The sequence below is a fragment of the Ideonella alba genome (assembly GCF_018069845.1).
GTDB classification, from domain to species: domain Bacteria; phylum Pseudomonadota; class Gammaproteobacteria; order Burkholderiales; family Burkholderiaceae_C; genus Ideonella; species Ideonella alba.
In genome coordinates this window covers 155,401-175,075 of the sequence record NZ_JAGQDD010000002.1, presented here as the reverse complement: position 1 = coordinate 175,075, position 19,675 = coordinate 155,401, and the positions used below count along the sequence as shown (strand labels likewise).

The 19,675-nt window shown below is 69.9% G+C and carries 19 protein-coding genes; 10 read left to right on the top strand and 9 right to left on the bottom strand.

All coding sequences use genetic code 11. From position 1 onward, the window contains the following. Positions 1-60: 60 nt before the first annotated feature. Entirely contained in the window at positions 61-420 is a 360-nt protein-coding gene (gene fliE / locus KAK03_RS04480; protein ID WP_210851984.1) for a flagellar hook-basal body complex protein FliE, read from the top strand. Positions 421-745: 325 nt separating this feature from the next. Here the strand turns inward: fliE and KAK03_RS04475 are convergent, their stop codons facing one another. The 7 genes from KAK03_RS04475 to KAK03_RS04445 all read right to left on the bottom strand — a co-directional run bounded on the left by KAK03_RS04475 (position 746) and on the right by KAK03_RS04445 (position 7,265). Further along, a complete protein-coding gene (locus tag KAK03_RS04475) occupies positions 746-1,507 on the bottom strand; it encodes a flagellar brake protein (protein ID WP_210851983.1) in 762 nt (253 codons plus the stop codon). Positions 1,508-1,525: 18 nt separating this feature from the next. Continuing rightward, positions 1,526-1,825, bottom strand: coding sequence for a flagellar protein FliT (locus KAK03_RS04470; RefSeq protein ID WP_210851982.1), 300 nt, complete (start codon positions 1,823-1,825; stop codon positions 1,526-1,528). Positions 1,826-1,893: 68 nt separating this feature from the next. Beyond that, positions 1,894-2,313, bottom strand: coding sequence for a flagellar export chaperone FliS (gene fliS / locus KAK03_RS04465; protein ID WP_247660927.1), 420 nt, complete (start codon positions 2,311-2,313; stop codon positions 1,894-1,896). Positions 2,314-2,513: 200 nt separating this feature from the next. Continuing rightward, positions 2,514-3,929 carry a flagellar filament capping protein FliD gene (fliD, locus tag KAK03_RS04460; protein WP_210851980.1) on the bottom strand — a complete coding sequence of 472 codons (1,416 nt, stop codon included), beginning with the start codon at positions 3,927-3,929 and terminating at the stop codon, positions 2,514-2,516. 125 nt (positions 3,930-4,054) lie between these two features. Then, positions 4,055-4,900 carry a flagellin N-terminal helical domain-containing protein gene (locus KAK03_RS04455; RefSeq protein ID WP_210851979.1) on the bottom strand — a complete coding sequence of 282 codons (846 nt, stop codon included), beginning with the start codon at positions 4,898-4,900 and terminating at the stop codon, positions 4,055-4,057. Positions 4,901-5,248: 348 nt separating this feature from the next. Beyond that, complete coding sequence (locus KAK03_RS04450; RefSeq protein WP_210851978.1) at positions 5,249-6,091, bottom strand: flagellin domain-containing protein; 843 nt, start codon at positions 6,089-6,091, stop codon at positions 5,249-5,251. A 328-nt stretch (positions 6,092-6,419) separates the two neighbouring features. Continuing rightward, positions 6,420-7,265: a flagellin N-terminal helical domain-containing protein gene (locus KAK03_RS04445; protein ID WP_210851977.1), complete on the bottom strand. Its 846-nt coding sequence runs from the start codon at positions 7,263-7,265 to the stop codon at positions 6,420-6,422. Between the two features lie 240 nt (positions 7,266-7,505). Here KAK03_RS04445 and KAK03_RS04440 point away from each other — a divergent pair, with 240 nt between their 5' ends. From KAK03_RS04440 to KAK03_RS04415, 6 genes are all read left to right on the top strand, one after another. After that, positions 7,506-8,504, top strand: a complete 999-nt coding sequence (locus tag KAK03_RS04440) for a glycosyltransferase (protein WP_210851976.1) — start codon at positions 7,506-7,508, stop codon at positions 8,502-8,504. A 67-nt stretch (positions 8,505-8,571) separates the two neighbouring features. After that, positions 8,572-10,482 carry an O-linked N-acetylglucosamine transferase, SPINDLY family protein gene (locus KAK03_RS04435; protein WP_210851975.1) on the top strand — a complete coding sequence of 637 codons (1,911 nt, stop codon included), beginning with the start codon at positions 8,572-8,574 and terminating at the stop codon, positions 10,480-10,482. Between the two features lie 100 nt (positions 10,483-10,582). Beyond that, a complete protein-coding gene (locus KAK03_RS04430) occupies positions 10,583-11,347 on the top strand; it encodes a glycosyltransferase (RefSeq protein WP_210851974.1) in 765 nt (254 codons plus the stop codon). A gap of 58 nt (positions 11,348-11,405) precedes the next feature. Beyond that, positions 11,406-12,290, top strand: coding sequence for a hypothetical protein (locus KAK03_RS04425; protein ID WP_210851973.1), 885 nt, complete (start codon positions 11,406-11,408; stop codon positions 12,288-12,290). 16 nt (positions 12,291-12,306) lie between these two features. Then, positions 12,307-14,715 (top strand): sulfotransferase, encoded by a 2,409-nt coding sequence (locus KAK03_RS04420; protein ID WP_210851972.1) that lies wholly within the window; start codon positions 12,307-12,309, stop codon positions 14,713-14,715. A 19-nt stretch (positions 14,716-14,734) separates the two neighbouring features. Beyond that, entirely contained in the window at positions 14,735-15,424 is a 690-nt protein-coding gene (locus KAK03_RS04415; protein WP_210851971.1) for a class I SAM-dependent methyltransferase, read from the top strand. An 82-nt stretch (positions 15,425-15,506) separates the two neighbouring features. Here the strand turns inward: KAK03_RS04415 and KAK03_RS04410 are convergent, their stop codons facing one another. Together KAK03_RS04410 and KAK03_RS04405 are read right to left on the bottom strand one after the other, a co-directional pair. After that, positions 15,507-16,397: a DUF707 domain-containing protein gene (locus tag KAK03_RS04410; protein WP_210851970.1), complete on the bottom strand. Its 891-nt coding sequence runs from the start codon at positions 16,395-16,397 to the stop codon at positions 15,507-15,509. Beyond that, positions 16,384-17,169 carry a glycosyltransferase family 2 protein gene (locus KAK03_RS04405; protein ID WP_210851969.1) on the bottom strand — a complete coding sequence of 262 codons (786 nt, stop codon included), beginning with the start codon at positions 17,167-17,169 and terminating at the stop codon, positions 16,384-16,386. The genes KAK03_RS04410 and KAK03_RS04405 overlap by 14 nt, the downstream gene beginning before the upstream one ends. 344 nt (positions 17,170-17,513) lie before the next feature. On the opposite strand from KAK03_RS04405, the gene flhD reads away from it, so the two are divergent. The 3 genes from flhD to motA all read left to right on the top strand — a co-directional run bounded on the left by flhD (position 17,514) and on the right by motA (position 19,665). Then, on the top strand, positions 17,514-17,837 hold the full coding sequence (gene flhD, locus KAK03_RS04400) for a flagellar transcriptional regulator FlhD (protein ID WP_210851968.1): 324 nt from the start codon (positions 17,514-17,516) through the stop codon (positions 17,835-17,837). Between the two features lie 79 nt (positions 17,838-17,916). After that, the gene (gene flhC / locus KAK03_RS04395) at positions 17,917-18,489 is read left to right on the top strand and encodes a flagellar transcriptional regulator FlhC (protein ID WP_210851967.1); all 573 of its coding nucleotides are present in this window, start codon (positions 17,917-17,919) and stop codon (positions 18,487-18,489) included. A gap of 318 nt (positions 18,490-18,807) precedes the next feature. Continuing rightward, positions 18,808-19,665 carry a flagellar motor stator protein MotA gene (gene motA / locus KAK03_RS04390; RefSeq protein ID WP_210851966.1) on the top strand — a complete coding sequence of 286 codons (858 nt, stop codon included), beginning with the start codon at positions 18,808-18,810 and terminating at the stop codon, positions 19,663-19,665. Positions 19,666-19,675 lie beyond the last annotated feature (10 nt).

Here is a 19,675-nt window from a genome sequence, read left to right as displayed (position 1 = left end):
ACCGACCGGCCGCCCGACCTACGATGCCAGCCATGTCACCTCGCCGAGGAGGCTGCTCGCATGGACCTGAAACTCAAACCCTTCGACTTCAACCAGGCCCTGGCCAAGGCCGGCATGGGCCCGGACGGCCAGCCGCTGGCCCGCGCCCGTGCGGTCAGCGCACCGGCGGCCGTGGGCAGCACCACCGCGGTCGACAAGGGCGGCTTCCAGAATGCGATGGCCCAGGCGCTGCGCCAGGTCAGCGACGCCCAGAACGAGACCGGTCGCCTGCAGCGCGAACTGCAGCTGGACAACCCCACGGTCAGCCTGGAGCAGACCATGGTGGCCATGCAGAAGTCGCAGCTCGGCTTCCAGGCCGTGCTGTCAGTCCGAAACCGCATGGTCCAGGCCTACACCGACGTCATGAACATGCAGGTGTAACTGTGTTGGCCCCCACGGGCGGGGTACCGCCCGTGCCTTGCAGGCCGCGGCCGGCCTTGCGGCCGACCCGCTCGTCAGGCGCATCGCGTCCGCCGGACACGATACGTCCGGACTCGCCCCCCCGAGGGGGCTGCGCCGGCCGGACGCTTGGGTGAGGCCGGACGTGACGGGGTCCTGAGGACCCCGGCTCGCCTGCCGAACCGGCCGAGCGCCGCGAGGCCGTGGACCGGCCCGGCGCTGGCCGGCGCGGGTGCCGCCATGCCCCTGGTGCTTGATCTCACGCGTCAAGGGGCAGGTCGCGCGCGTCGCGCCCGCCCGGGGGGACTCAATCCAACGACATCATGCGGCGGCGCTTCTGGATGGCATCGATGTAGCGCTGCAGCACCCGGTCGCCGTCGCCCGGCAGGGCGACGAATTCGCAGCCCAGGCGCACGCCGCGGGCATCCGGCTGGATGGCGGTCACGTGGTGGACATGCAGCCGCAGGGCCAGGCCCTCGCCAGGCTCGAGCTGCAGCTGCGCTGCATGGATCGTCACGCCGGGCTGCAGCGGCGGCACGTTGTCGGGCAGGAACAGCGCGCAGCCGTTGACACTCAGGTCCAGCACGCGCAGGCTGAGCGTCATCTCGGGCAGTGCCGGATGGCGGAACTCCACGTGCGGCGCCATGCGCTCGATCGTGCGCACGCGGTAGGCGTTGCGGCGCTGGAATCGGTAGAGTGCACGGGGCCAGTCGGCCTGCAGCACACAGGCCTGGCGGCCATGCACCAGCAGGCGCCCGGACACCTCAAACTGCAGCTTCACCTTGTCCAGGTAGGCCACCGCGGCCACCTCGTCCGCCTCGACCATGCGCTGCACCATCGGTGAGCCCAGATCGGCGGTGAAGGCCATGCGGCGCTGCTCGGCGTCGACCGACCACAGCGTGCTGCCGTAGACGCTGCCGTCCGAGGCGTTGAGGTTGACGATGACGCCGCGGTCCATCAGGGCCTTGAGCAGGCTGCGGACCTCGGGCGGCGAGGTGACCCTGAACTCCGCCATCGGATCGTCGGGGCCGCCATCACCCAGGTCGGCGGGTCGGGTGTCCTCGTACATGGCCTGGCCTCCGGCGCGTCAGTGCAGGGTGCGGGACTTGCCGCGCATCATCAGGTCCAGGTCCTCCATCCAGGGCTCGGCCAGGTGGCGGATCTCGGCGTCGTTGAGCAGGATGCGCTGCATGATGCGCGACTTGGTGCGGGCCTCGTCGGCCTGCAGTGATTCGGTCTGCGCGGCCTGCTTGAGGCGGGCGATCAACACGGCGCAGGCGCCCTCGAGCTGAACCACCTGGTCCCAGTCGCCCAGGCGGGCGGCCTCCAGCATGTCGGCACTGGCCTTCTCGATGGCCTCGTAATAGGTGAGCAGGGAGGTATTCATGATCTCGGGTCCTTGGACGGCACTCGGGCCACCCACTGCGCCGGCCCTGGCCGGCCAGGAATTGCGCATCAGTTCACGGCACGGAGGGCGGTCGGACGGATGTCCTTCCAGGCCTGGCGCAGCGGCTCGATCAGTCGGCTGCACTCGTCCAGGATCGCCAGGTCATTGCGCACATTGGCCAGCACCAGACGCAGCGACACATATTCGTAGAGGTCACGCAGGTCGGCCGCCAGGCGTCCGCCCTTGTCCAGGTTCAGGCCCGCCTTGAGTCCTTCGTCGACGATGCGGGCGGCGCGGCTGATCGCCTTGCCCTTGGCCTCGGTCTGACCGGCCTGGATCGCGCCGCGCGCCTGCACCAGGCTGTCGACGTAGGCGTCGAACAGCAGCTCGATCAGTCGATGCGGATCGGCATCGACGACACTGGTTTCGGCGCCGATGCGGCGGTAGGCCTGGGCCAGGGCACCAGTGCGGCCGAAGGGAGAGGTCATGGCAGCGGGGTACATCGTGGTGGGTCCGCGGGGCGCGCGGTCTATGGCGGTGTTGTCCAGTTATCGGCCCTGGCTCCGGGGCGCTTAAGCCGCCGCTGTCGGCGCGTGGGCCCCATTTCCGGGCTTTCGCTCCCTTGACAGACGCTCCAAAGCAGCAGGGGCGCCCTGAGGCGCCCCTGTCGACCGGTCGCGGTGCCGGGTCAGGACGAGAACTGCCGTGTGACGTAGCTGGCCAGGGTGCTCAGCGTGGCCATCTTGGTGTCCAGCGTCTCGTACTGGGCGCGCAGCCGCTTCTCGGTCAGCGTCAGGCGGTCTTCCATCGCGTCCTGTTGCTTCTGGTTGCGATCGATCGCCTTTTGCAGGCCGTCCTCGCGCATCGTGACCGAGCCCTCGGTGTCCAGCAGCGCAGCGGCCAGGTCGTCGAAGCGGGTCATGAAGCCGGTGGTGCCCGCCACGCCGGTGTTGGCGGTGAGCATCTTCTTCAGCTCGGTCTGGTTCGACAGCGCGTCATCGAAGTCCGAGCTGGCGAGCTTGAGCTTGCCGTCCTGCTGCATCGTGATGCCGATCGACGACAGCGTGGAGAACACCGACGAGGCCGAGCTGGGCTGGTTGATCACGCCGCGCAGACCCCATTGCAGGTTCACGGCCATGCGGTCGCCCTGCAGCGCACCGGCCTTCTTGGTGCCACTGTCGTACTTCAGGTTGGTCTGCAGGTTGCTGGCCAGCGCATTGAAGGCGGTGATGAAGTCATTGACCGCGGTCTTGATGGCCGAGGTGTCGGTGGCCACCGTCAACTGCACCGGCGTGGCGCTGACCTTGTTCAGCGTCAGGCTCAGGCCGTCCGAGACGTTGCTCAGCGTGTTGCTGGCCGATTCCACCTGGATGCCGTTGATCAGCGCGCGCGCATTGCTGCCGGCCTGGTTCAGGCTCATCGGTGGCGTGCCGACGGAGGGGTCGTAGCCCAGCATCGACAGGCCGGTGGCGTCGTCGCCGTCATCAGTGGTCTCGGCGGCGGTGATCTTGAAGCCGTTGACGGCACCGCTGTCGGTGGAGCGCAAGGACAAGCGCGCACCGTTCACGTCATTGACGATGGTCGCCGTCACGCCGGCACCCGCCGCATTGATCTTGTCGCGGATCGCGCTGAGACTGGTGTCGCCCGCGCCGATGGTGATCGACACCGGAGCGCTGCCCGTCTTGGCGGTGAAGCTGCTGCCGCTCCAGCTGCCCAGCTGGATCGTCAGGCTGCCCTCGTTGAGCTCGGTCGACGAGCTGGCCAGGGCGGTCGAGGTGACCGTCTGCGACGCCGCCAGCGCCTGGACCGTGACCTGGTAGCTGCCGGTGGCGGTGCCGGTGGCGGTGGTGCCGGTGGCGACCGTGGCGTCGCTGCTGCTGACCGTGGTCTGGCCCCACAGGCTGGTGGAGGTCAGCGCCTGGGCCTTGTCCTGCATCGTCGACAGCAGGCTCTTGAGCGTGCCCACGGTCGACAGCTGCGACTTCATCTCGGTCTGCTTGGTCTGCAGCAGATCGACCTGGCGATGCTCGATCGACATCAGCTTGGCGATGATGGTCTCGGCATCCAGGCCGCTGCCCACGCCCAGCGAGGAGATGGTGCTCATGGTCGATCCTGTCGGTGTTCGTGTCGGGTTATCGGCCGAGGTCGGGCTGTTCTGGAGCCCCAAGTGCAACGCCGCGCAACGAGCCCCTGCCCGTTTGCGCGGCGCATGTCACGGCGCGAGGGGCTTCAGCCCAGCAGCTTGAGCACCTGCTGCGGCAGCGCATTCGCCTGCGCCACCATCGCGGTGCCGGCCTGTTGCAGGATCTGCGCCCGGCTCATGCTGGCGGTTTCCGCCGCATAGTCGGCATCCATGATCCGGCTGCGGGCGGCGGCCTGGTTCTCCACCGACTGCTGCAGGTTCGAGACGATGGCGTCGAAGCGGCTCTGCGTGGCACCGAAGGTGGCACGGGTGTCGTTGATCGTGTCCAGCGCGGCGTCGATGTTGTCGATCACCGTGGCGATGTCGCCCGCGGTGGCCGCCGCATCGATGGCGGCGCTGGCGCCGGTGACCAGCGTGATCTGCGAGGCCGACTTCATGTCGGTCGTGGTCACGGTGATCACGTCGTCGGTCGTCGTGTTGGCGCCGATCTGGAAGGTCAGCATCGTCGCATCGGCGCCCAGGATGTGCTTGCCGTTGAAGGTGGTGCCGCCCAGCACGCGGGAGATTTCCGACTGCAGCTCCAGGAACTCCTTGTTCAGCGAGTCCTTGTCCGAGCTGGAGTTGGTGGCGTTGCGGCTCTGCACCGCCAGCTCACGCATGCGCTGCAGCGCATCGCCCACCTTGGACAGCGCGCCTTCGGCGGTCTGCGCCAGCGAGATGCCGTCGTTGGCATTGCGGATCGCCACGTTCATGCCGCGCACCTGCGCGTTCATGCGCTCGGCGATGGCCAGGCCGGCCGCGTCGTCCTTGGCCGAGTTCACGCGCAGACCGGAAGACAGCCGCTGCATCGAGATCTGCAGCGAGGACTGCGACATGTTCAGGTTTCGCTGCGCATTCATCGAAGCGAGATTGGTATTGATGGTCTGTGGCATGTGAGTACCTCTTCAAAGTCGACCACGCCCGGCGCTCAGTGCCGGCCTTGCGGCCCCGGCCATCCGGAGATGGCCTGAACCAACGAGCCCGGCACAACGTCACCGTTGGGACCACCGCGGCACCCCTCGGTGCCTTGCGTCAGTCGTCGCAGTGCTTGTCGGACCACGCCCCTTCCGGCTGGATGAGGCGTTGGAGTGATTCTGAACAGGCTGCCCCCCGGCCAAAGCCGCGAAATGCAGGCACTTGGACGGGTACTTCGGTCCCCTGAAACACGGGCGCCCCGGCCGGCGGGTGCCGGTCGGGGCGCTGAGGGGACGATCAGAACCGGGCGCCAGGCCCGGCCGGGTTCACTGCAGCAGACGCAGGACCTGCTGCGGCATCTGGTTGGCCTGGGCGACCATCGCCGTGCCGGCCTGTTGCAGGATCTGCGCGCGGCTCATGTTGGCGGTTTCCGTCGCGTAGTCGGCGTCCATGATGCGGCTGCGGGCGGCGCTCTGCGATTCCACGCCTTGCTGCAGGTTCGAGATGATGGCCTCGAAGCGGCTCTGCGTGGCACCGAAGTCGGCGCGCTGGTCGTTGATCGTGTCGATCGCGGCGTCCAGGTCGTCGATCACGGTGGCGATGGCGCCGGCCGTGGCGCTCGAGTCGATCGTGGCGGTGCCCGTCACGGCCGAGATCGTCGAGTCGGCGGTCATGTCGGTGGTCGTCACGGTGATGACGTCATCGGCGCTGGTGTTGGCACCGATCTGGAAGGTCATGGCCGTGGCGTTGCCGCCCAGCATGTGCGAGCCGTTGAAGCTGGTGCCGCCCAGCACGCGGGTGATTTCCGACTGCAGCTGCTTGAACTCCTTGTCCAGCGAGTTCTTGTCCGAGCTGGAGTTGGTGGCGTTGCGGGCCTGCACCGCCAGTTCACGCATGCGCTGCAGTGCGTCGCCGACCTTGGACAGCGCGCCTTCGGCCGTCTGCGACATCGAGATGCCGTCGTTGGCGTTGCGGATGGCCACGTTCATGCCACGCACCTGGGCGTTCATGCGTTCGGCGATCGCCAGGCCGGCGGCGTCGTCCTTGGCCGAGTTGATGCGCATGCCCGAAGACAGGCGCTGCATCGAGGTGGCCAACGAGCTCTGCGAGCCGTTCAGGTTGCGTTGAGCATTCAGCGAAGCGACGTTGGTGTTGATGGATTGAGCCATGATGACACTCCTACAAGGGGTTCCAGAAGTCTCCGGTAAAGCACCGGCGCGTCAGTCGATACGCCCAGCGCCAGGTGCTCCTCCGATCGGGCGCTGCCTTGCGGCTTTGCCTGACCCTTGGCCATCTCACCGGACCGCGGAACCTGTTGAATCAGATCCCGTTGGACTGGGTATCGGTGCCGTCTTCTCGGAACTTGAGGGTGTCTTTACAAAAAGCTGTGGAAGGCCCCTTGCGGGAGCCTTCCTGGTGGGAGCCGTCGGTCGCCGGGGCTAACCCGGGACGTTTGCCCCGCCGCCTGGCACCCGGTTCAGGGATGCCAGGCCAGCGTCATCGAAGCAGCGACAGGACGGTGCTGGGCAGCTGGTTGGCCTGCGCGACCATCGCGGTACCGGCCTGCTGCAGGATCTGGGCCCGGCTCATGTTGGCCGTTTCCTGGGCGTAGTCGGCATCCATGATGCGGCTGCGGGCGGCGCTCTGGGCCTCCACGCCCTGCTGCAGGCTGGAGATGATCGCCTCGAAGCGGCTCTGCGAGGCACCGAAGGTGGCGCGCTGGTCGTTGATCGTGTCGATCGCGGCGTCCAGGTCGTCGATCACCGTGGCGATGGCACCGGCCGTGGCGGTCGAGTCGATCGTCGCCGTGCCGCCGGTGACCGCGGTGATCGAGGTGTCGCCCGTCAGGTCGGTGGTGGTGATCGTGACCGAATCGTCGGTGCTGGTGTTGGCGCCGACCTGGAAGGTCATGGCGGTGGCGTTGGCGCCCAGCATCTTGGTGCCGTTGAAGCTGGTGCCACCCAGCACGCGGGTGATTTCCGACTGCAGCTGCTTGAACTCCTTGTCCAGCGAGTTCTTGTCCGAGCTGGAGTTGGTGGCGTTGCGGGCCTGCACCGCCAGTTCACGCATGCGCTGCAGTGCGTCGCCGACCTTGGACAGCGCGCCTTCGGCCGTCTGCGACATCGAGATGCCGTCGTTGGCGTTGCGGATGGCCACGTTCATGCCACGCACCTGGGCGTTCATGCGTTCGGCGATCGCCAGGCCGGCGGCGTCGTCTTTGGCCGAATTGATGCGCAGGCCGGAAGACAGGCGCTGCATCGAGGTGGCCAGCGAGCTTTGCGAGCCATTCAGATTGCGCTGGGCATTGAGCGAAGCGATGTTGGTGTTGATCGTTGCAGACATGATGAGACTCCTTCAACGGGTTCGAGATACGGGCCCTTGGGACCCTTGGATTCGCCCCCGCAGGACAGTGATTGGGGCCGTGAGATGCATTTCGGAGGGTCGATCGCCGGACTTGAGGCGGATTCACATCTTTTTTCAATCGACCGCCGGGCCTCAAGTTCTGCCAGGCGGCGATCTGCCCTCCCCGAGCCCTTCTTTTCGGCGCATCGGCCGCCCCACTGGAGGCCTAAGGTCCGCCGGATGACGACCGATACGCACGCGCGCATCGCGCTGGTGATGATTGCGCGCAACGAAGCCCGCTGCCTGCGCCGCGCGATCGACAGCCTGCGCCCGCATGTCGACGACTGCCTGGTGCTGGACACCGGCTCCGACGACGCCACCCCCGCCATCGCCCGCGCCGCCGGTGCGCGGGTGGCGCACTTCGCCTGGGTGGACGACTTCTCGGCCGCCCGCAACGCCGCGCTGGACCTGGCCGCGGCGGACTGGCACCTGGTGGTCGATGCCGACGAGTGGCTGATCAGCGGCGCCGAGGCCCTGGCCGCGCTGCGCCGGCAGCGGCCGGACTTTGTGGGCCAGGTGCGTGTGGACAGCCAGCAGGACGGCGACGCCGGCAGCGTGCCCAGTTGGATCAGCCGGGTGCTGCCCGGCCCGGTGCGCTATGTCGGCCGGGTGCATGAACAGCCGCAACACGCCCTGCCGGTGCGCCGGCTGGCACTGCAGCTGGGCCACGACGGCTACCAGGGCGAGGCCCTGGCCCGCAAGGCCGGCCGCAACGCCCGGCTGCTGGACCAGGCGCTGGCCGCCGACCCCGACGATGCCTACCTCTGGTACCAGCGGGGCAAGGACCATGACGTCTACGGCCGCTGGGCCGAGGCGGTGGCCGACTTCGACCAGGCCGCGCGCCGGCCCGGTGATCAGGCCTGGCGGCATGACCTGGCGGTGCGCCGCCTGCATGCGATGAAATGCCTGGGCCGGCACGGCCAGGCCATGCAGCTGGCCGAGGCCGAACTGGCGCGCTGGGCCGATTCGCCTGATTTCTTCTTCGCACTGGGCGACCTGCTGCTCGACTGGGCCGCCCAGGAACCGGCGCGCTCCGGCGAGCTGGTGCCATTGATCGAGGCCGCCTGGCAGCGCTGCCTGGCCATCGGCGAGCGCCCCGACCTGGAAGGCGCGGTGGCCGGCCGCGGCAGCCACCTGGCGGAGCGCAACCTGCGCCTGCTGCACGAGCTGCTGGGCTGAAAACGCGGCCGTTTTGGCCGTCTCATCCGGGCCACACCCCGGTCCGCGCTGCCTACAGTGCGGTGGCATGAAGCATTCCGCCCACCGCGCCGAGGCGCACCGTCGCGCCGGCCTGGCCGCCATGCGCGCCCAGGCCTGGTCCCAGGCCGCCGCCGAGTTCGAACGCGGCACCCGCCTGGCCCCGGCCGATGCGTTGCTGTGGATGAACCTGACCCGCGCCCGCCTGGGTCTGCGCCAGCTGGACGCCGCGATCGCCGCCGGCCGGGAAGCCGTGGCCGCCGACCCCGCCCAGCCGCTGGCCCGCCGCCTGCTGGCCGACGCCCTGGTGCAGGCGCACCGCCCGGCCGAGGCGGCCGAGGTCTTCGATGCCCTGCCGCCCGACAGCCCGCGCGACCACGACTGGCACAACGCCCATGGCAACGCGCTGCTGCTGGCCGGCCGCCATGCCGACGCGGTCCAGGCCTTCTTCCAGGCGCTGGCCCTGAAGATCGACGCCCCGCTGGCGCATTACCGCCTGGGACTGAGTTTCATGCACCTGGGCCTGCGCCACGAAGGCGTGCAGTGCTTCCGCACCGCGATCGCGCTGGACGACCCCACGGTGCGCGCGCTGGCGCTGTCGCTGCTGGTGCACGAACAGCGCCAGACCTGCGACTGGGCCACGCTGGACACCGACACCGCGGCCCTGCTGCAGGCCATGGACGGCGCCGACCTGGCGCTGGGCCAGCTGCTCTCGCCCTTCGCCCTGCTGGCGGTGGAAGCCACCCCGGCGCAGCAGCGCCGCATGGGGGCCCTGCGCGCCCGCGGCCTGACCGAGCACATCCGCCCGCTGCCGCCGCCCGGCCCGCGCCGGCCCGGCCCGCTGCGCCTGGGCTACCTGTCCAGTGACTTCCACCAGCACGCCACCGCCGCGCTGATGGCCGAGGTGCTGGAGCGCCGCGACCGCGAGCGCTTCGAGGTCACGCTGTATTCCCACAGCCAGAGCGACGGCACCGCCCTGGAGCAGCGGGTGCGCAGCGCCTGCGAGCACTTCGTCGATGTCTCGCTGCTGGGCCACAAGGCGATCGCCCAGCGCATTCGCGACGACGGCATCGACCTGCTGGTCGACCTCAAGGGCCACACCCGCGGCAGCCGCTTCGAGCTGCTGGCCTACCGGCCGGCGCCGGTGCAGCTGGCCTGGCTGGGCTACCCGGCCACCACCGGCGCCGACTTCATCGACTACATGGTGGGCGACCCGGTGGTCACGCCGCTGGACCATGCCCCGCAGTACAGCGAGCAGATCGCCCAGCTGCCGCACAGCTACCAGCCCAACGACCGCCAGCGTGCGCTGCCGCCAGCGCCCTCGCGCGCCGCGCTGGGGCTGCCCGAGGACGCGGCCGTGCTGTGCTGCTTCAACCAGACCTACAAGATGTCGCCGCACATGCTGGACCTGTGGGCCCGCATCCTGCACGGCGCGCCGCGCGCGGTGCTGTGGATGCTGGCCTGGGATCCGCATGCGCGCGAGGTGCTGACGCGCGAGCTGGGCCAGCGCGGCGTGCCCGCCGAGCGGGTGTTCTGGGCGCCCAAGCTGGGCCTGGCCGAGCACATCGCCCGGCTGCGCGCCGCCGATCTGTTCCTGGACACCTGGCCCTGCAACGCCCACACCACCGCCAGCGAAGCCTTGTGGGCCGGCGTGCCGGTGCTGACCGTGCCGGGGCCCACCTTCGCCTCGCGCGTGGCCGCCAGCCTGGTCCATGCCTGCGCGCTGCCGCAACTGGCCTGCGCCGACGAAGACGCCTATGTCCACCAGGCCACGGCGCTGGCGCAGTCGCCCGCCGAGCTGGCCGCGCTGAAACAGCACCTGGAAACGCGCCGCCTGTCGCTGCCGCTGTTCGACACCGACCGTTTCGTGCGCGACTGGGAAGCGCTGCTGGAACGCATGGCCGAGCGCGCCCAGGCCGGGCTGCCCCCGGCGCCGCTGGCAGCGCAGCCGGCGGTCTGAGCCCCACCCCGGAAAGACGCCGGGATCCGGCGCTACTTCCGGGCTTCGTGCCGCCCGGTCCGCCTGCACCATGGCGGCATTGCGCCGCGAGGAGAACCGGATGAAGACCGCCATCGTGACTCCGTACTACAAGGAGCCGAGGACCATGCTCGAGCGCTGTCTGCGCTCGGTCGCCGCGCAGGACCTGCCGGTCACGCACTTCGTCGTCTCCGACGGCCACCCGCAGGACTGGATCGACGCTCAGCCGGTGCGCCACCTGCGCCTGGGATGTGCCCATGGCGACTTCGGCAACACGCCGCGATCGATCGGCGGCATCCTGGCCGCCAGCGAGGGCTTTGACGCGATTGCCTTTGTCGACGCCGACAACTGGCTGGAGCCCGACCATGTGTCGAGCTGCCTGGCCGTGGCCGCGCAGTCGCCGCAGGAGCTGGACTATGTGGTGGCCAGCCGCCGCCTGACACGCGACGACGGCAGCGTGCTGCCCTTCCTGACCCAGGACGACCGCGACGGCAGCCACATCGACACCAACTGCTTCTTCCTGCTGCCCGGCAGCTTCCACACGCTCGGGCAGTGGGGCGTGATGCCCAAGCCGCTGTCGGTGGTGGGCGACCGCATCTACGCCGGCAGCCTGCGCGCCCAGGGCCTGCGCAGCGCCCGCAACCCGCGGGTGACGGTGAACTATCTGTGCACCTGGGCCTTCGTGTTCCGCGCGGTGGGCGAGCCGGTGCCCGACTACGCCAAGTCCACGATCGACCTGGCCGACACCACGCGCTGGTGGCACGCGCTGGACGAGCGCGACCGGCAGATCGTCGACCGCCTCGCCGCCAGCCGCGTGCGCTTCAACCAGCCTCAGGAGGTCGCATGAGCGCGCCGGGCCGCTCCCAAGCGCGAATCCCGGAGCACGCAGTGCGGAGGGTAGTCCAGTGAGCACCTCAAGCACAGCGCCTGCCGTCATCCTGCTGGGCCCGCAAGGGCGCGAACCGATCGGCGACGCCCCCGCCGGTGCGCCCGCCTGGCGCATCGTGCGCATGGACCGGCCGCTGTCCGCCGACCGGCCCTGGGCCGAGCGCGTCGCCTTCCTGACGGCCCATGCGGCGCTGTGGCAGGACGCGCCCCAGGTCATGGCCTGGGACGATGACATCGAGATCCAGGCCGTGGCCGTGGCCGAATGCCTGCGGCTGATGCGCCAGCACGGCCTGTCGCTGTGCCAGCCCGGCCTGGCCTGGAACAGCCACTTCGCCGACGCCACCACGCTGCACAACCCCTGCTTCGTCTACCGCCACACCAGCCGCCTCGACAGCGCGGTGCTGGCCTTCGGCACGGCGGCGCTGCGCCGCCTGCTGCCGCTGATGCAGGCCATGCCCTCGCGCAACGCGCTGGCGCGGCTGCTGCCGGCCTGCCAGGATGTGCCGCAGGCCGGTGCCGCGGTGCTGGACGCGGTCCAGGCCCTGCGCACCAGCGCCCCGGCCGACGAGGAATTCGCCGAGCCCGACTGGCCCGCCGTCCTGGCTGAGGACGGCCCGCAGCACGAGGCAGCGCTGAGCTGGGGCGGCCTGGGCCTGCGCGGCCAGCGCGTCGCCCTGTTCGACGACAGCCGCGAGACCTTCCTGGGCCTGCTGGCTGCCGGCTATGCCTGCGCCGTGGCCGAGCCGCTGCCGATCGGCGAGGTCTTCCTGCAGCACTTCACGCGCAGCCTGGCGCCGCCGCCGGCCGCGCTGGACCTGCGCGCCCCGGACCAGCGCGGCAGCGCACCCACGCTGCGCCGCTCGCCCATCATCGACCACCGCCGCGCCCCGTCGGCGGTGTGACCCTGACCTGCACCCCATGATGAACACCGCCCTGCTTGCCATTGCCCGCAACGATGCCGACATCGCCGAGGCCTGGGTCCGCCACCACGCCCCGCTGACCGACCTGCTGGTCGTCATCGACCAGGGCTCGTTCGACGGGACCCGCGAGGTCCTCGAGGCGCTGCGCGCCGAGGGCCTGCCCCTGCTGATCGTGGACGCACCGGCGCTGGGCCAGTCCGACGCCGAGCAGTGCACGCGCACCTACCGGATGGTGGCGCCCACCTTCAATCCGGAGCTGGTCTTCCTGCTGACGCTGGACCAGTTCATCCGCTGCACCGACCGCGCGTCGATGGAGGCCGAGCTGGCCGCACTGCCCCCCGGCGCCGGTGCGGTGCTGGAGCGCCACGGCCATGTGCCCGACGCCGCGCGCGCCGCCCGGGACGGCGGCCCGAGCCACCCGGCCGAGCTGCCGATGCGGCTCAGCCAGCCCCTGTCGCCACCGGCACCGGCCGTGCTGCGCCGCCGCAGCGAAGACGACGCCCGCCTGGGGCTGGGCGGCCCCGGCCAGACGCCGGTGCTCGACGAGCAGCCGCTGCCGCTGTACCAGTGCACCTCGGCCACGCTGGCCTGCTATCCGGCGCGCCATCGCGGCCAGGTGGCGGCCAGCATCCTGCATGCCTGGCAGGTCCATCGGGCGCGCAGTGGCGCCCATGCGCTGCCGCGGGCGCAGTTCGGCTGGCGCCGCTGGCTGGACCGCCTGGTCACCGGGCAGGCGCTGGAGACCGCCGACGTGATCGCGCTGGCCACCGCCGGCGAAGGCGCCGACGCGCCCTGCCAGGCCGACCCGCTGCCCGGCGACCCGCCGCTGATCCGCCACGCCCGCTGCCTGCGCTCGGACGCCGTGGCGCGCCTGAGCGCCGGGCTGGGCTGGCCCGATCCCCCGGCTCCCACCCGGACCGAGGCCGAGGGCCAGCGCCTGGACCTGGCCCCCTTGCGCGACCTGGTCGGCGCCACCGACGCCCGCCGGGCCATCGTCATCGGCCCGCCGCTCTGGCGCGACGGCCTGGCCCTGGCCTGTCCCGACCTGCACCAGCATGTGCCGCAGCCCGACCAGGCCGACGAGGCCGTGGACCTGCTGCTGGCGCCCGAGACCGACAGCGGCTTCACCGACGAGATCGCCGCCGCGGCGGCGCCCGGCCTGGTTGGGGGCATCGCCTACTGGCCGGCCACGCCGCGCGCCGCCGGCGCGCTGGCCCGCGAGCTGGACACCTGGGCAGCCGCCGGCTGGCGACCGAACCTGCTGCGCACGCTGAGCCTGCGCGCGCTGGCCAGCTACCGCGACATCCGCCGCGCCGCCCTGGTGCTGTCGCCGGCCGACCCGGCGCGGGCCGAGCGCGACGCCGCGATCCGGGACGCCCTGCTGGCCATGGACGCGCAGGACACGGATTGGACCGATCCGCCGGCCGCCCTGCTGTGGCATCCGCTGCAGGCCCTGGGCGTGCAGCTGCCGGCGCCGGCACAGACCGAAGCCCCGGCCGCAGCGGCGGCAGCGCCCGCGGCCCCGCCGCCGGTGCGATCGGTGCTGATCGTCGGCTCCGGCCGCAGCGGCACCAGCTGCCTGGCCGGCATGTTCAGCCCCGAGACCCACCACCATGCGCGCGACCTGTACAAGCCGCAGGTATCGAACCCCAAGGGCTTCTTCGAGGCGGCGCACATCAACGACCTCAACGAGTCCATCCAGGTCCACTCGGCCATGGCCCGGCACGGCGCCGACGCCACCCGCCACCTGCTGCAGGGCTTCGAGCCGCACCAGCTGTGGCTGGCCCGCTTCGACGATGGCATGCCGGCCACCTGGAACGACCAGCACCGCCGCCAGATCGCCGACGCCGTGCGCGACCGCCCGCTGTGCCTGAAGGATCCTCGCATGTCGATCACGCTGCCGGCCTGGCTGGAACAGCTGCCGGATGCGCTGGTGCTGTCGATCCACCGCCCGCCGGCGGTCAGCGCGGCCAGCATCCTGCGCGAATGCCAGGTGGCCACCTACCTGCTGGATTTCCGCATCAGCCTGCACGACGCGCTGGCCGTGTGGCGCCAGTCCTACCGGCGCATGGTGCAGGCCTACCGCGCGGGCGTCGACGTGCTGTTCCTGCGCTATGACGACCTGTTCGACGAGCAGCGCCTGCAGCAGCTGGAGTCCCGGGTGGGCGCCCGGCTGCGGCGCGACTTCGCCGAGCGCCAGCTCAACCGCACCCAGGCCGAGCTGGTCGTGGACAGCGAGAACCAGGCCCTGCACCAGCTGCTGGATGCGCTGGCCGAGCTGAGCTTTGCCGGCCAGCGCGCCCAGGCCTGCGCCCTGATCGACCAATACCTGGCTCGCTGGCCGGACCGGACGGTGGCCTTCCACGGCCGCGCCGCGGCGTCGCCGGCGCCCGCCTGCGTCGGCTGACACCGAGGAGAACACCACGATGGACATCACCGCCCCCGACTTCCTGCGGCCCCTGGTCCAGGAACCCAGCCGCACCGGCCTGTGGCTGCGCGCCATGCAGACCATGCCCGCCGGCCAGATGGCCGAGATCGGCGTGTGGAAGGGCGACTTCGCCGCGCAGATCCTGGCCCAGCGCCCCGACATCGCGCGCTACTACATGGTCGACCCCTGGGCCCGCCTGCCGGACTGGAACAAGCCGTTCAACGTGGCGCCCGAGGCCTTCGAGGCGGTCTACGCCGAGGCCATGGCCAAGACGGCCTTCGCGCGCGAGCGGATCACCGTGCTGCGCGGACGCACGCTGGAGGTGATCGACCAGATCCCCGACCAGTCGCTGGACTTCGCCTATGTGGACGGCGACCACACGCTGCGCGGCATCACGATCGACCTGCTGCGCCTGCTGCCCAAGATGAAGGCGGGCGGCGTGATCGGCGGCGATGATCTGTGCAACAACCCGTGGCAGCACGACCTGCGCTTCGAGCCCACGCTGGTCTGCCCGTTCGCGATCTACTTTGCCGAGGCGATCGGTCTGCCCTTCGTGGCGCTGCCGATGAACCAGTACATGATCCAGATCGCGCCGCAGCGCGGCTTTTCGTTCACCGACACCACCGGCCAGTACCGCGACCTGTCGCTGAACAAGGCGCCGCCGCAGCCGGTCCGCGCCGCGGCCTGATCGGCCCGCACGCCCCCCTCACCAATAAAGACGCAGGGCCATCCGAGGATGGCCCTGATGCCGTGGGGCCGGCGCGCCGATCTCAGGCCGCCATCTGCCGGCTGCTCTCGGCCGCCAGGCGCAGCGCCGGGCAGTGCCGCAGGTGACCGGCGATGACGCCGCCCTCCTCCTGCAACTCGGCCTTCAGCCACGGCCGCTGGCCAGCCAGCACCGCCTGCAGCAGCGGCAGCGCCTGGTCGACCTCGTCCATGCTCATCTCGGTGCCGTCGGCGGCGATCGCCGACCAGCAGACATGGGCGATGTCGGTCAGCTCGTACTTCTTGCGCAGGCGCGCCAGTTCCTGGTGCGGCGACTTGCCCTCGGCGCGCAGGCGCTCGTAGTTGGGCCCGCCCACCGGCCGGGTGTGGCGGATCTGGATCGCGTCGATGACGCCGATGTCCTCGCGGGGGCGGTCCACATACATCGCCCACAGGTAGTCCAGGCCCCAGCCGCTCTCGTTCTCGATCAGCGTGGGCAGCACGCGCTGCAGCAGCTCACGCGTCAGCACCGGCGCCATCACCTCGACGAAGTTGGTGCGCCGCATCAGGAAGCGCGGGTTGTGCACCGTGCCCGCATGGCTGATGTAGCTGTCGTGCGACAGCGAAGGCTGGGCCAGCTGCAGCTCGAAATACTCGGCCAGCAGGAAGAGCCGGTCGATGGCCTGCGGCGTGCAGGCCAGATCATCGTCGGGCAGCCAGATGCGATCGTAGGCCGACCAGTCCAGCGCGCCGGAGACCAGCACCTGGTGCAGGCCCTTCCACTTCGGCCCCTTGCCGTCGATGCGGACCACGTCGGGGCGCCGGTGCATCTGGGGATCGTCGCCGAAGTAGCTCACCACCAGGTCCCAGGAGCGCTCGGCCCCCAGGGGCCGCAGCCAGTCCCCATGCAGCGACTTGTCGCCGGCACGCACGATCACGAGGTTACGCTTGGACATGGGCCTTCTCCGGTGAGGCTTGGGGAACGGCGCGCGGGCCCGGCGGCGGCATGCCGGACAGGCGCTGGGTCAGCTGGCGCTCGCGCGGCGACAGGGCCGCGTACCAGCGCGGCAGGTCCTCCACCGGACGCGGCTCCTTGGCGTAGTCGGGCGGGGTTTCGCCCACCGCGCGGAACAGGTGCGCCCAGGTGCACAGGTAGTGCACGGTGCGCTGCTCGGTGCAGGCGGTGCGCAGGCCCTCGTCGAGCAGCGACGCCAGGTAGACACGGTCGCCGAAGACATGCATCGGCTGCGGCATCAGCGTCCAGCGCGCCAGGGTGTGGAAGGCGCCGCGCATCAGGAAGTAGCAGTTGGTGTCGACGTGCGAGCCGTCACAGTCCTCACGGATGCGCAGCGGCAGGATGCTGCCGTCGTCACGCACCATGTGGCGCTTGGTGGTCAGGTAGTCGAAGTCGCCGCGCTGCGCCAGCGCGATGCAGGACTCGACATGGCGCGGGCCGTACCAGTTGTCGGCATCCAGGAAGCACACCGCATCGAAGCCCTCGTTGGCCGCCATCAGGCCGCCCAGCGCGCGCGGGGTGTCGCCATAGTCGGCATGGGCGCGGTCCAGGCGCAGGTGGCGCACCTCTCGCTGGTCGATCCAGTCCTGCGGGTGCCCGTCGGCGACGACGATGTGGGTGCAGGCATGGGTCTGCGCCGCCACGCTGTCGAGGCAGCGGGTCAGCCAGGCCCGAGATTCCTTGTAGTACGGGGTGATGACGGCGACTTTCAACGCGGCGTCTCCTGACGAATGCGGACCGGACGGCCCGAGACGCCCATGGTGGCGCGCCCACGCCGGGCAGATCGGCCGAACAACAGGGCGCCGAGCGGCCGTTTCTGGGCCGGTGACCGGCTCGCACGCCACGCGCCACGCCACCCCCGGGCCGCTCTCGGATCGCCCGCCGCCGGGCCGATCCGCGGATGGATGACACGGCTTGTAGGAATTTGCCTGACACGGCTGACAGAAAAACCCGGACTCAAGGGCTGGAAGTGAACCGATGTTTCCAGCCTGTTTCGGTCCTTACAGTTCATTCCACGCCGACACGAATCCCTTCCACCGCACACAGGAGCAACACCATGGACACCCAGCAAATCCTCGCCGAGATCCGCGAAGCCAACCTGTCGTACCTGATGCTGGCCCAGAGCCTGATCCGCGCCGACCGCGAGCAGGCCCTGTTCCGCCTGGGCATCTCCGAAGACACCGCCAACCTGCTGGTCACGCTGACCCCGGCCCAGATGATGAAGATCGCCACCGGCAACACCCTGCTGTGCCGCTTCCGCATGGACGACGACCTGGTCTGGAGCCTGCTGACCAGCCACGGCAAGTCGGCCGCCAACGACAGCGTCCAGCGCCTGCACGCCTCGATCCTGATGGCCGGCCGCCACCAGGAAGCTGCATGAACTGAGTCGCCGGGCCCGGCGCTGGCCCGGCCGACCTTGAACACTCACTGAACCAGACACCCCAGGACGGAGAAGCACCATGGCCCGCACCAAGAGCATCCTCACCGAAGCCCGCCAGATCGAACGCGCGGTGACGCTGATCAACCTGGGCGCGCGCCTGCAGGTGCTGGAGTCCGAGACCGACCTGTCCTACGAGCGACTGCTGCGCCTGTACAAGGAAGTCTCGGGCCGCAGCCCCTCCAAGGGCCAGCTGCCCTTCTCCACCGACTGGTTCATGACCTGGCAGCCCAACATCCACGCCAGCCTCTTCCTGAACATCCACGAGTACCTGAACAAGACCTCGGAGCTGGAAGAGATCGACACGATCATCAAGGCCTACCAGCTCTACCTGGAGCAGACCCAGTCCCAGGGACTGGAGCCCCAGCTGACCATCACCCGCGCCTGGCGCCTGGTCAAGTTCGTCGACAACGGCATGCTGACGATGACCAAGTGCACCAAGTGCGGCGGCCACTACGTGACCCACCCGCACGAGATCGCCAAGCACTATGTGTGCGGCCTGTGCAACCCGCCCGCCCGTGCCGGCAAGGGCCGCCAGGCCGGCTCGCTGCAACTGCCCAGCGCCGTGGCGCGCCAGGCGGCCACCTGCGAATGACCCCTTGAAGGTGCCGGGACCGTGTCAAAGCGCACAAGCCGCCGCTCAAGGCCGGAACTTGTGGCGCCGACAACGCTCTCATCACTGAACCGTTTTCCGTTCATGCTTGTCTCCTCCTAGCACAACCCCTGTGCTTTTCAGGCGGGCCGCCCCACAGGCGCCCGCCTTTTTTCTTGTCCAGCATGAACAGGCCCGCCACCGCGGGGCTTATCGGCCCCTTGCCTGGCTCAAGGCCCGCCAAGATCACACCGATATGAGCCCCAGAGGCCGCCCGATGTCCGGTGTGGCCAGCACGTCGCCTGCGGGAACGGAATCACCATGTTTGTCATCGTCGGTTGGCTGGTCGCCATCGGTTGCATCTTCGGCGTGTACATCGCGCACGGGGGCAACATCGGCGTGATCCTGCATGCGCTGCCCTTCGAGATGCTCACCATCTTCGGCGGCGCGCTGGGCGCCTTCGTGGCCAACAACCAGCCCAAGGTGCTGAAGGCCACGGCCAAGGGCCTGGGCGCCTGCTTCAAGGGCAGCAAGTACTCCAAGGCCCGCGCGATGGAGCTGCTGGCGCTGCTCTACGACATCCTGCAGAAGGCCCGCAAGGAGGGCCTGATGTCGATCGAGAAGGATGTGGAAGACCCGCACAGCTCGGCGCTGTTCCAGAAGTACCCGGTGGTGGGCAACGACCACCATGCGGTGGAGTTCATCACCGACTACCTGCGGATGATGGTCTCGGGCAACCTCAACGCCCATGAGATCGAGAGCCTGATGGACACCGAGCTCGAGACCCACCACCACGAGGCGCACGCCGCCGCCGCGGCGATCGCCCGCCTGGCCGGCGCGCTGCCCGCCTTCGGTATCGTCGCCGCGGTGCTGGGCGTGGTCAACACCATGGGCTCGGTCGGCCAGCCGCCGGCGGTGCTGGGCGGCATGATCGGCTCGGCGCTGGTCGGCACCTTCCTGGGCATCCTGCTGGCCTACGGCTTTGCCGAGCCGCTGGCCGGCCTGCTCGAGCAGAAGATCGACGAGGACGGCAAGGAGCTGCAGTGCATCAAGACCACGCTGCTGGCCTCGATGCAGGGCTATGCGCCGCAGGTGGCGATCGAATTCGGCCGCAAGGTCCTCTACTCCACCGAGCGCCCGAGCTTCTCCGAGCTCGAAGGCCACGTGAAGAAAAAGTAAGGGGTTCGCC

What these genes read in the sequence shown, in the direction of transcription:
- fliS (WP_247660927.1), bottom strand. Translation starts at nt 2,313, where the DNA reads ATGACCTCTCCCTTCGGCCGCACTGGTGCCCTGGCCCAGGCCTACCGC.
- flhC (WP_210851967.1), top strand. Translation starts at nt 17,917, where the DNA reads ATGGCCCGCACCAAGAGCATCCTCACCGAAGCCCGCCAGATCGAACGC.
- KAK03_RS04450 (WP_210851978.1), bottom strand. Translation starts at nt 6,091, where the DNA reads ATGGCTCAATCCATCAACACCAACGTCGCTTCGCTGAATGCTCAACGC.
- motA (WP_210851966.1), top strand. Translation starts at nt 18,808, where the DNA reads ATGTTTGTCATCGTCGGTTGGCTGGTCGCCATCGGTTGCATCTTCGGC.
- fliD (WP_210851980.1), bottom strand. Translation starts at nt 3,929, where the DNA reads ATGAGCACCATCTCCTCGCTGGGCGTGGGCAGCGGCCTGGATGCCGAG.
- KAK03_RS04415 (WP_210851971.1), top strand. Translation starts at nt 14,735, where the DNA reads ATGGACATCACCGCCCCCGACTTCCTGCGGCCCCTGGTCCAGGAACCC.
- KAK03_RS04470 (WP_210851982.1), bottom strand. Translation starts at nt 1,825, where the DNA reads ATGAATACCTCCCTGCTCACCTATTACGAGGCCATCGAGAAGGCCAGT.
- KAK03_RS04410 (WP_210851970.1), bottom strand. Translation starts at nt 16,397, where the DNA reads ATGTCCAAGCGTAACCTCGTGATCGTGCGTGCCGGCGACAAGTCGCTG.
- KAK03_RS04475 (WP_210851983.1), bottom strand. Translation starts at nt 1,507, where the DNA reads ATGTACGAGGACACCCGACCCGCCGACCTGGGTGATGGCGGCCCCGAC.
- KAK03_RS04435 (WP_210851975.1), top strand. Translation starts at nt 8,572, where the DNA reads ATGAAGCATTCCGCCCACCGCGCCGAGGCGCACCGTCGCGCCGGCCTG.
- KAK03_RS04420 (WP_210851972.1), top strand. Translation starts at nt 12,307, where the DNA reads ATGATGAACACCGCCCTGCTTGCCATTGCCCGCAACGATGCCGACATC.
- KAK03_RS04445 (WP_210851977.1), bottom strand. Translation starts at nt 7,265, where the DNA reads ATGTCTGCAACGATCAACACCAACATCGCTTCGCTCAATGCCCAGCGC.
- KAK03_RS04440 (WP_210851976.1), top strand. Translation starts at nt 7,506, where the DNA reads ATGACGACCGATACGCACGCGCGCATCGCGCTGGTGATGATTGCGCGC.
- flhD (WP_210851968.1), top strand. Translation starts at nt 17,514, where the DNA reads ATGGACACCCAGCAAATCCTCGCCGAGATCCGCGAAGCCAACCTGTCG.
- KAK03_RS04430 (WP_210851974.1), top strand. Translation starts at nt 10,583, where the DNA reads ATGAAGACCGCCATCGTGACTCCGTACTACAAGGAGCCGAGGACCATG.
- KAK03_RS04455 (WP_210851979.1), bottom strand. Translation starts at nt 4,900, where the DNA reads ATGCCACAGACCATCAATACCAATCTCGCTTCGATGAATGCGCAGCGA.
- fliE (WP_210851984.1), top strand. Translation starts at nt 61, where the DNA reads ATGGACCTGAAACTCAAACCCTTCGACTTCAACCAGGCCCTGGCCAAG.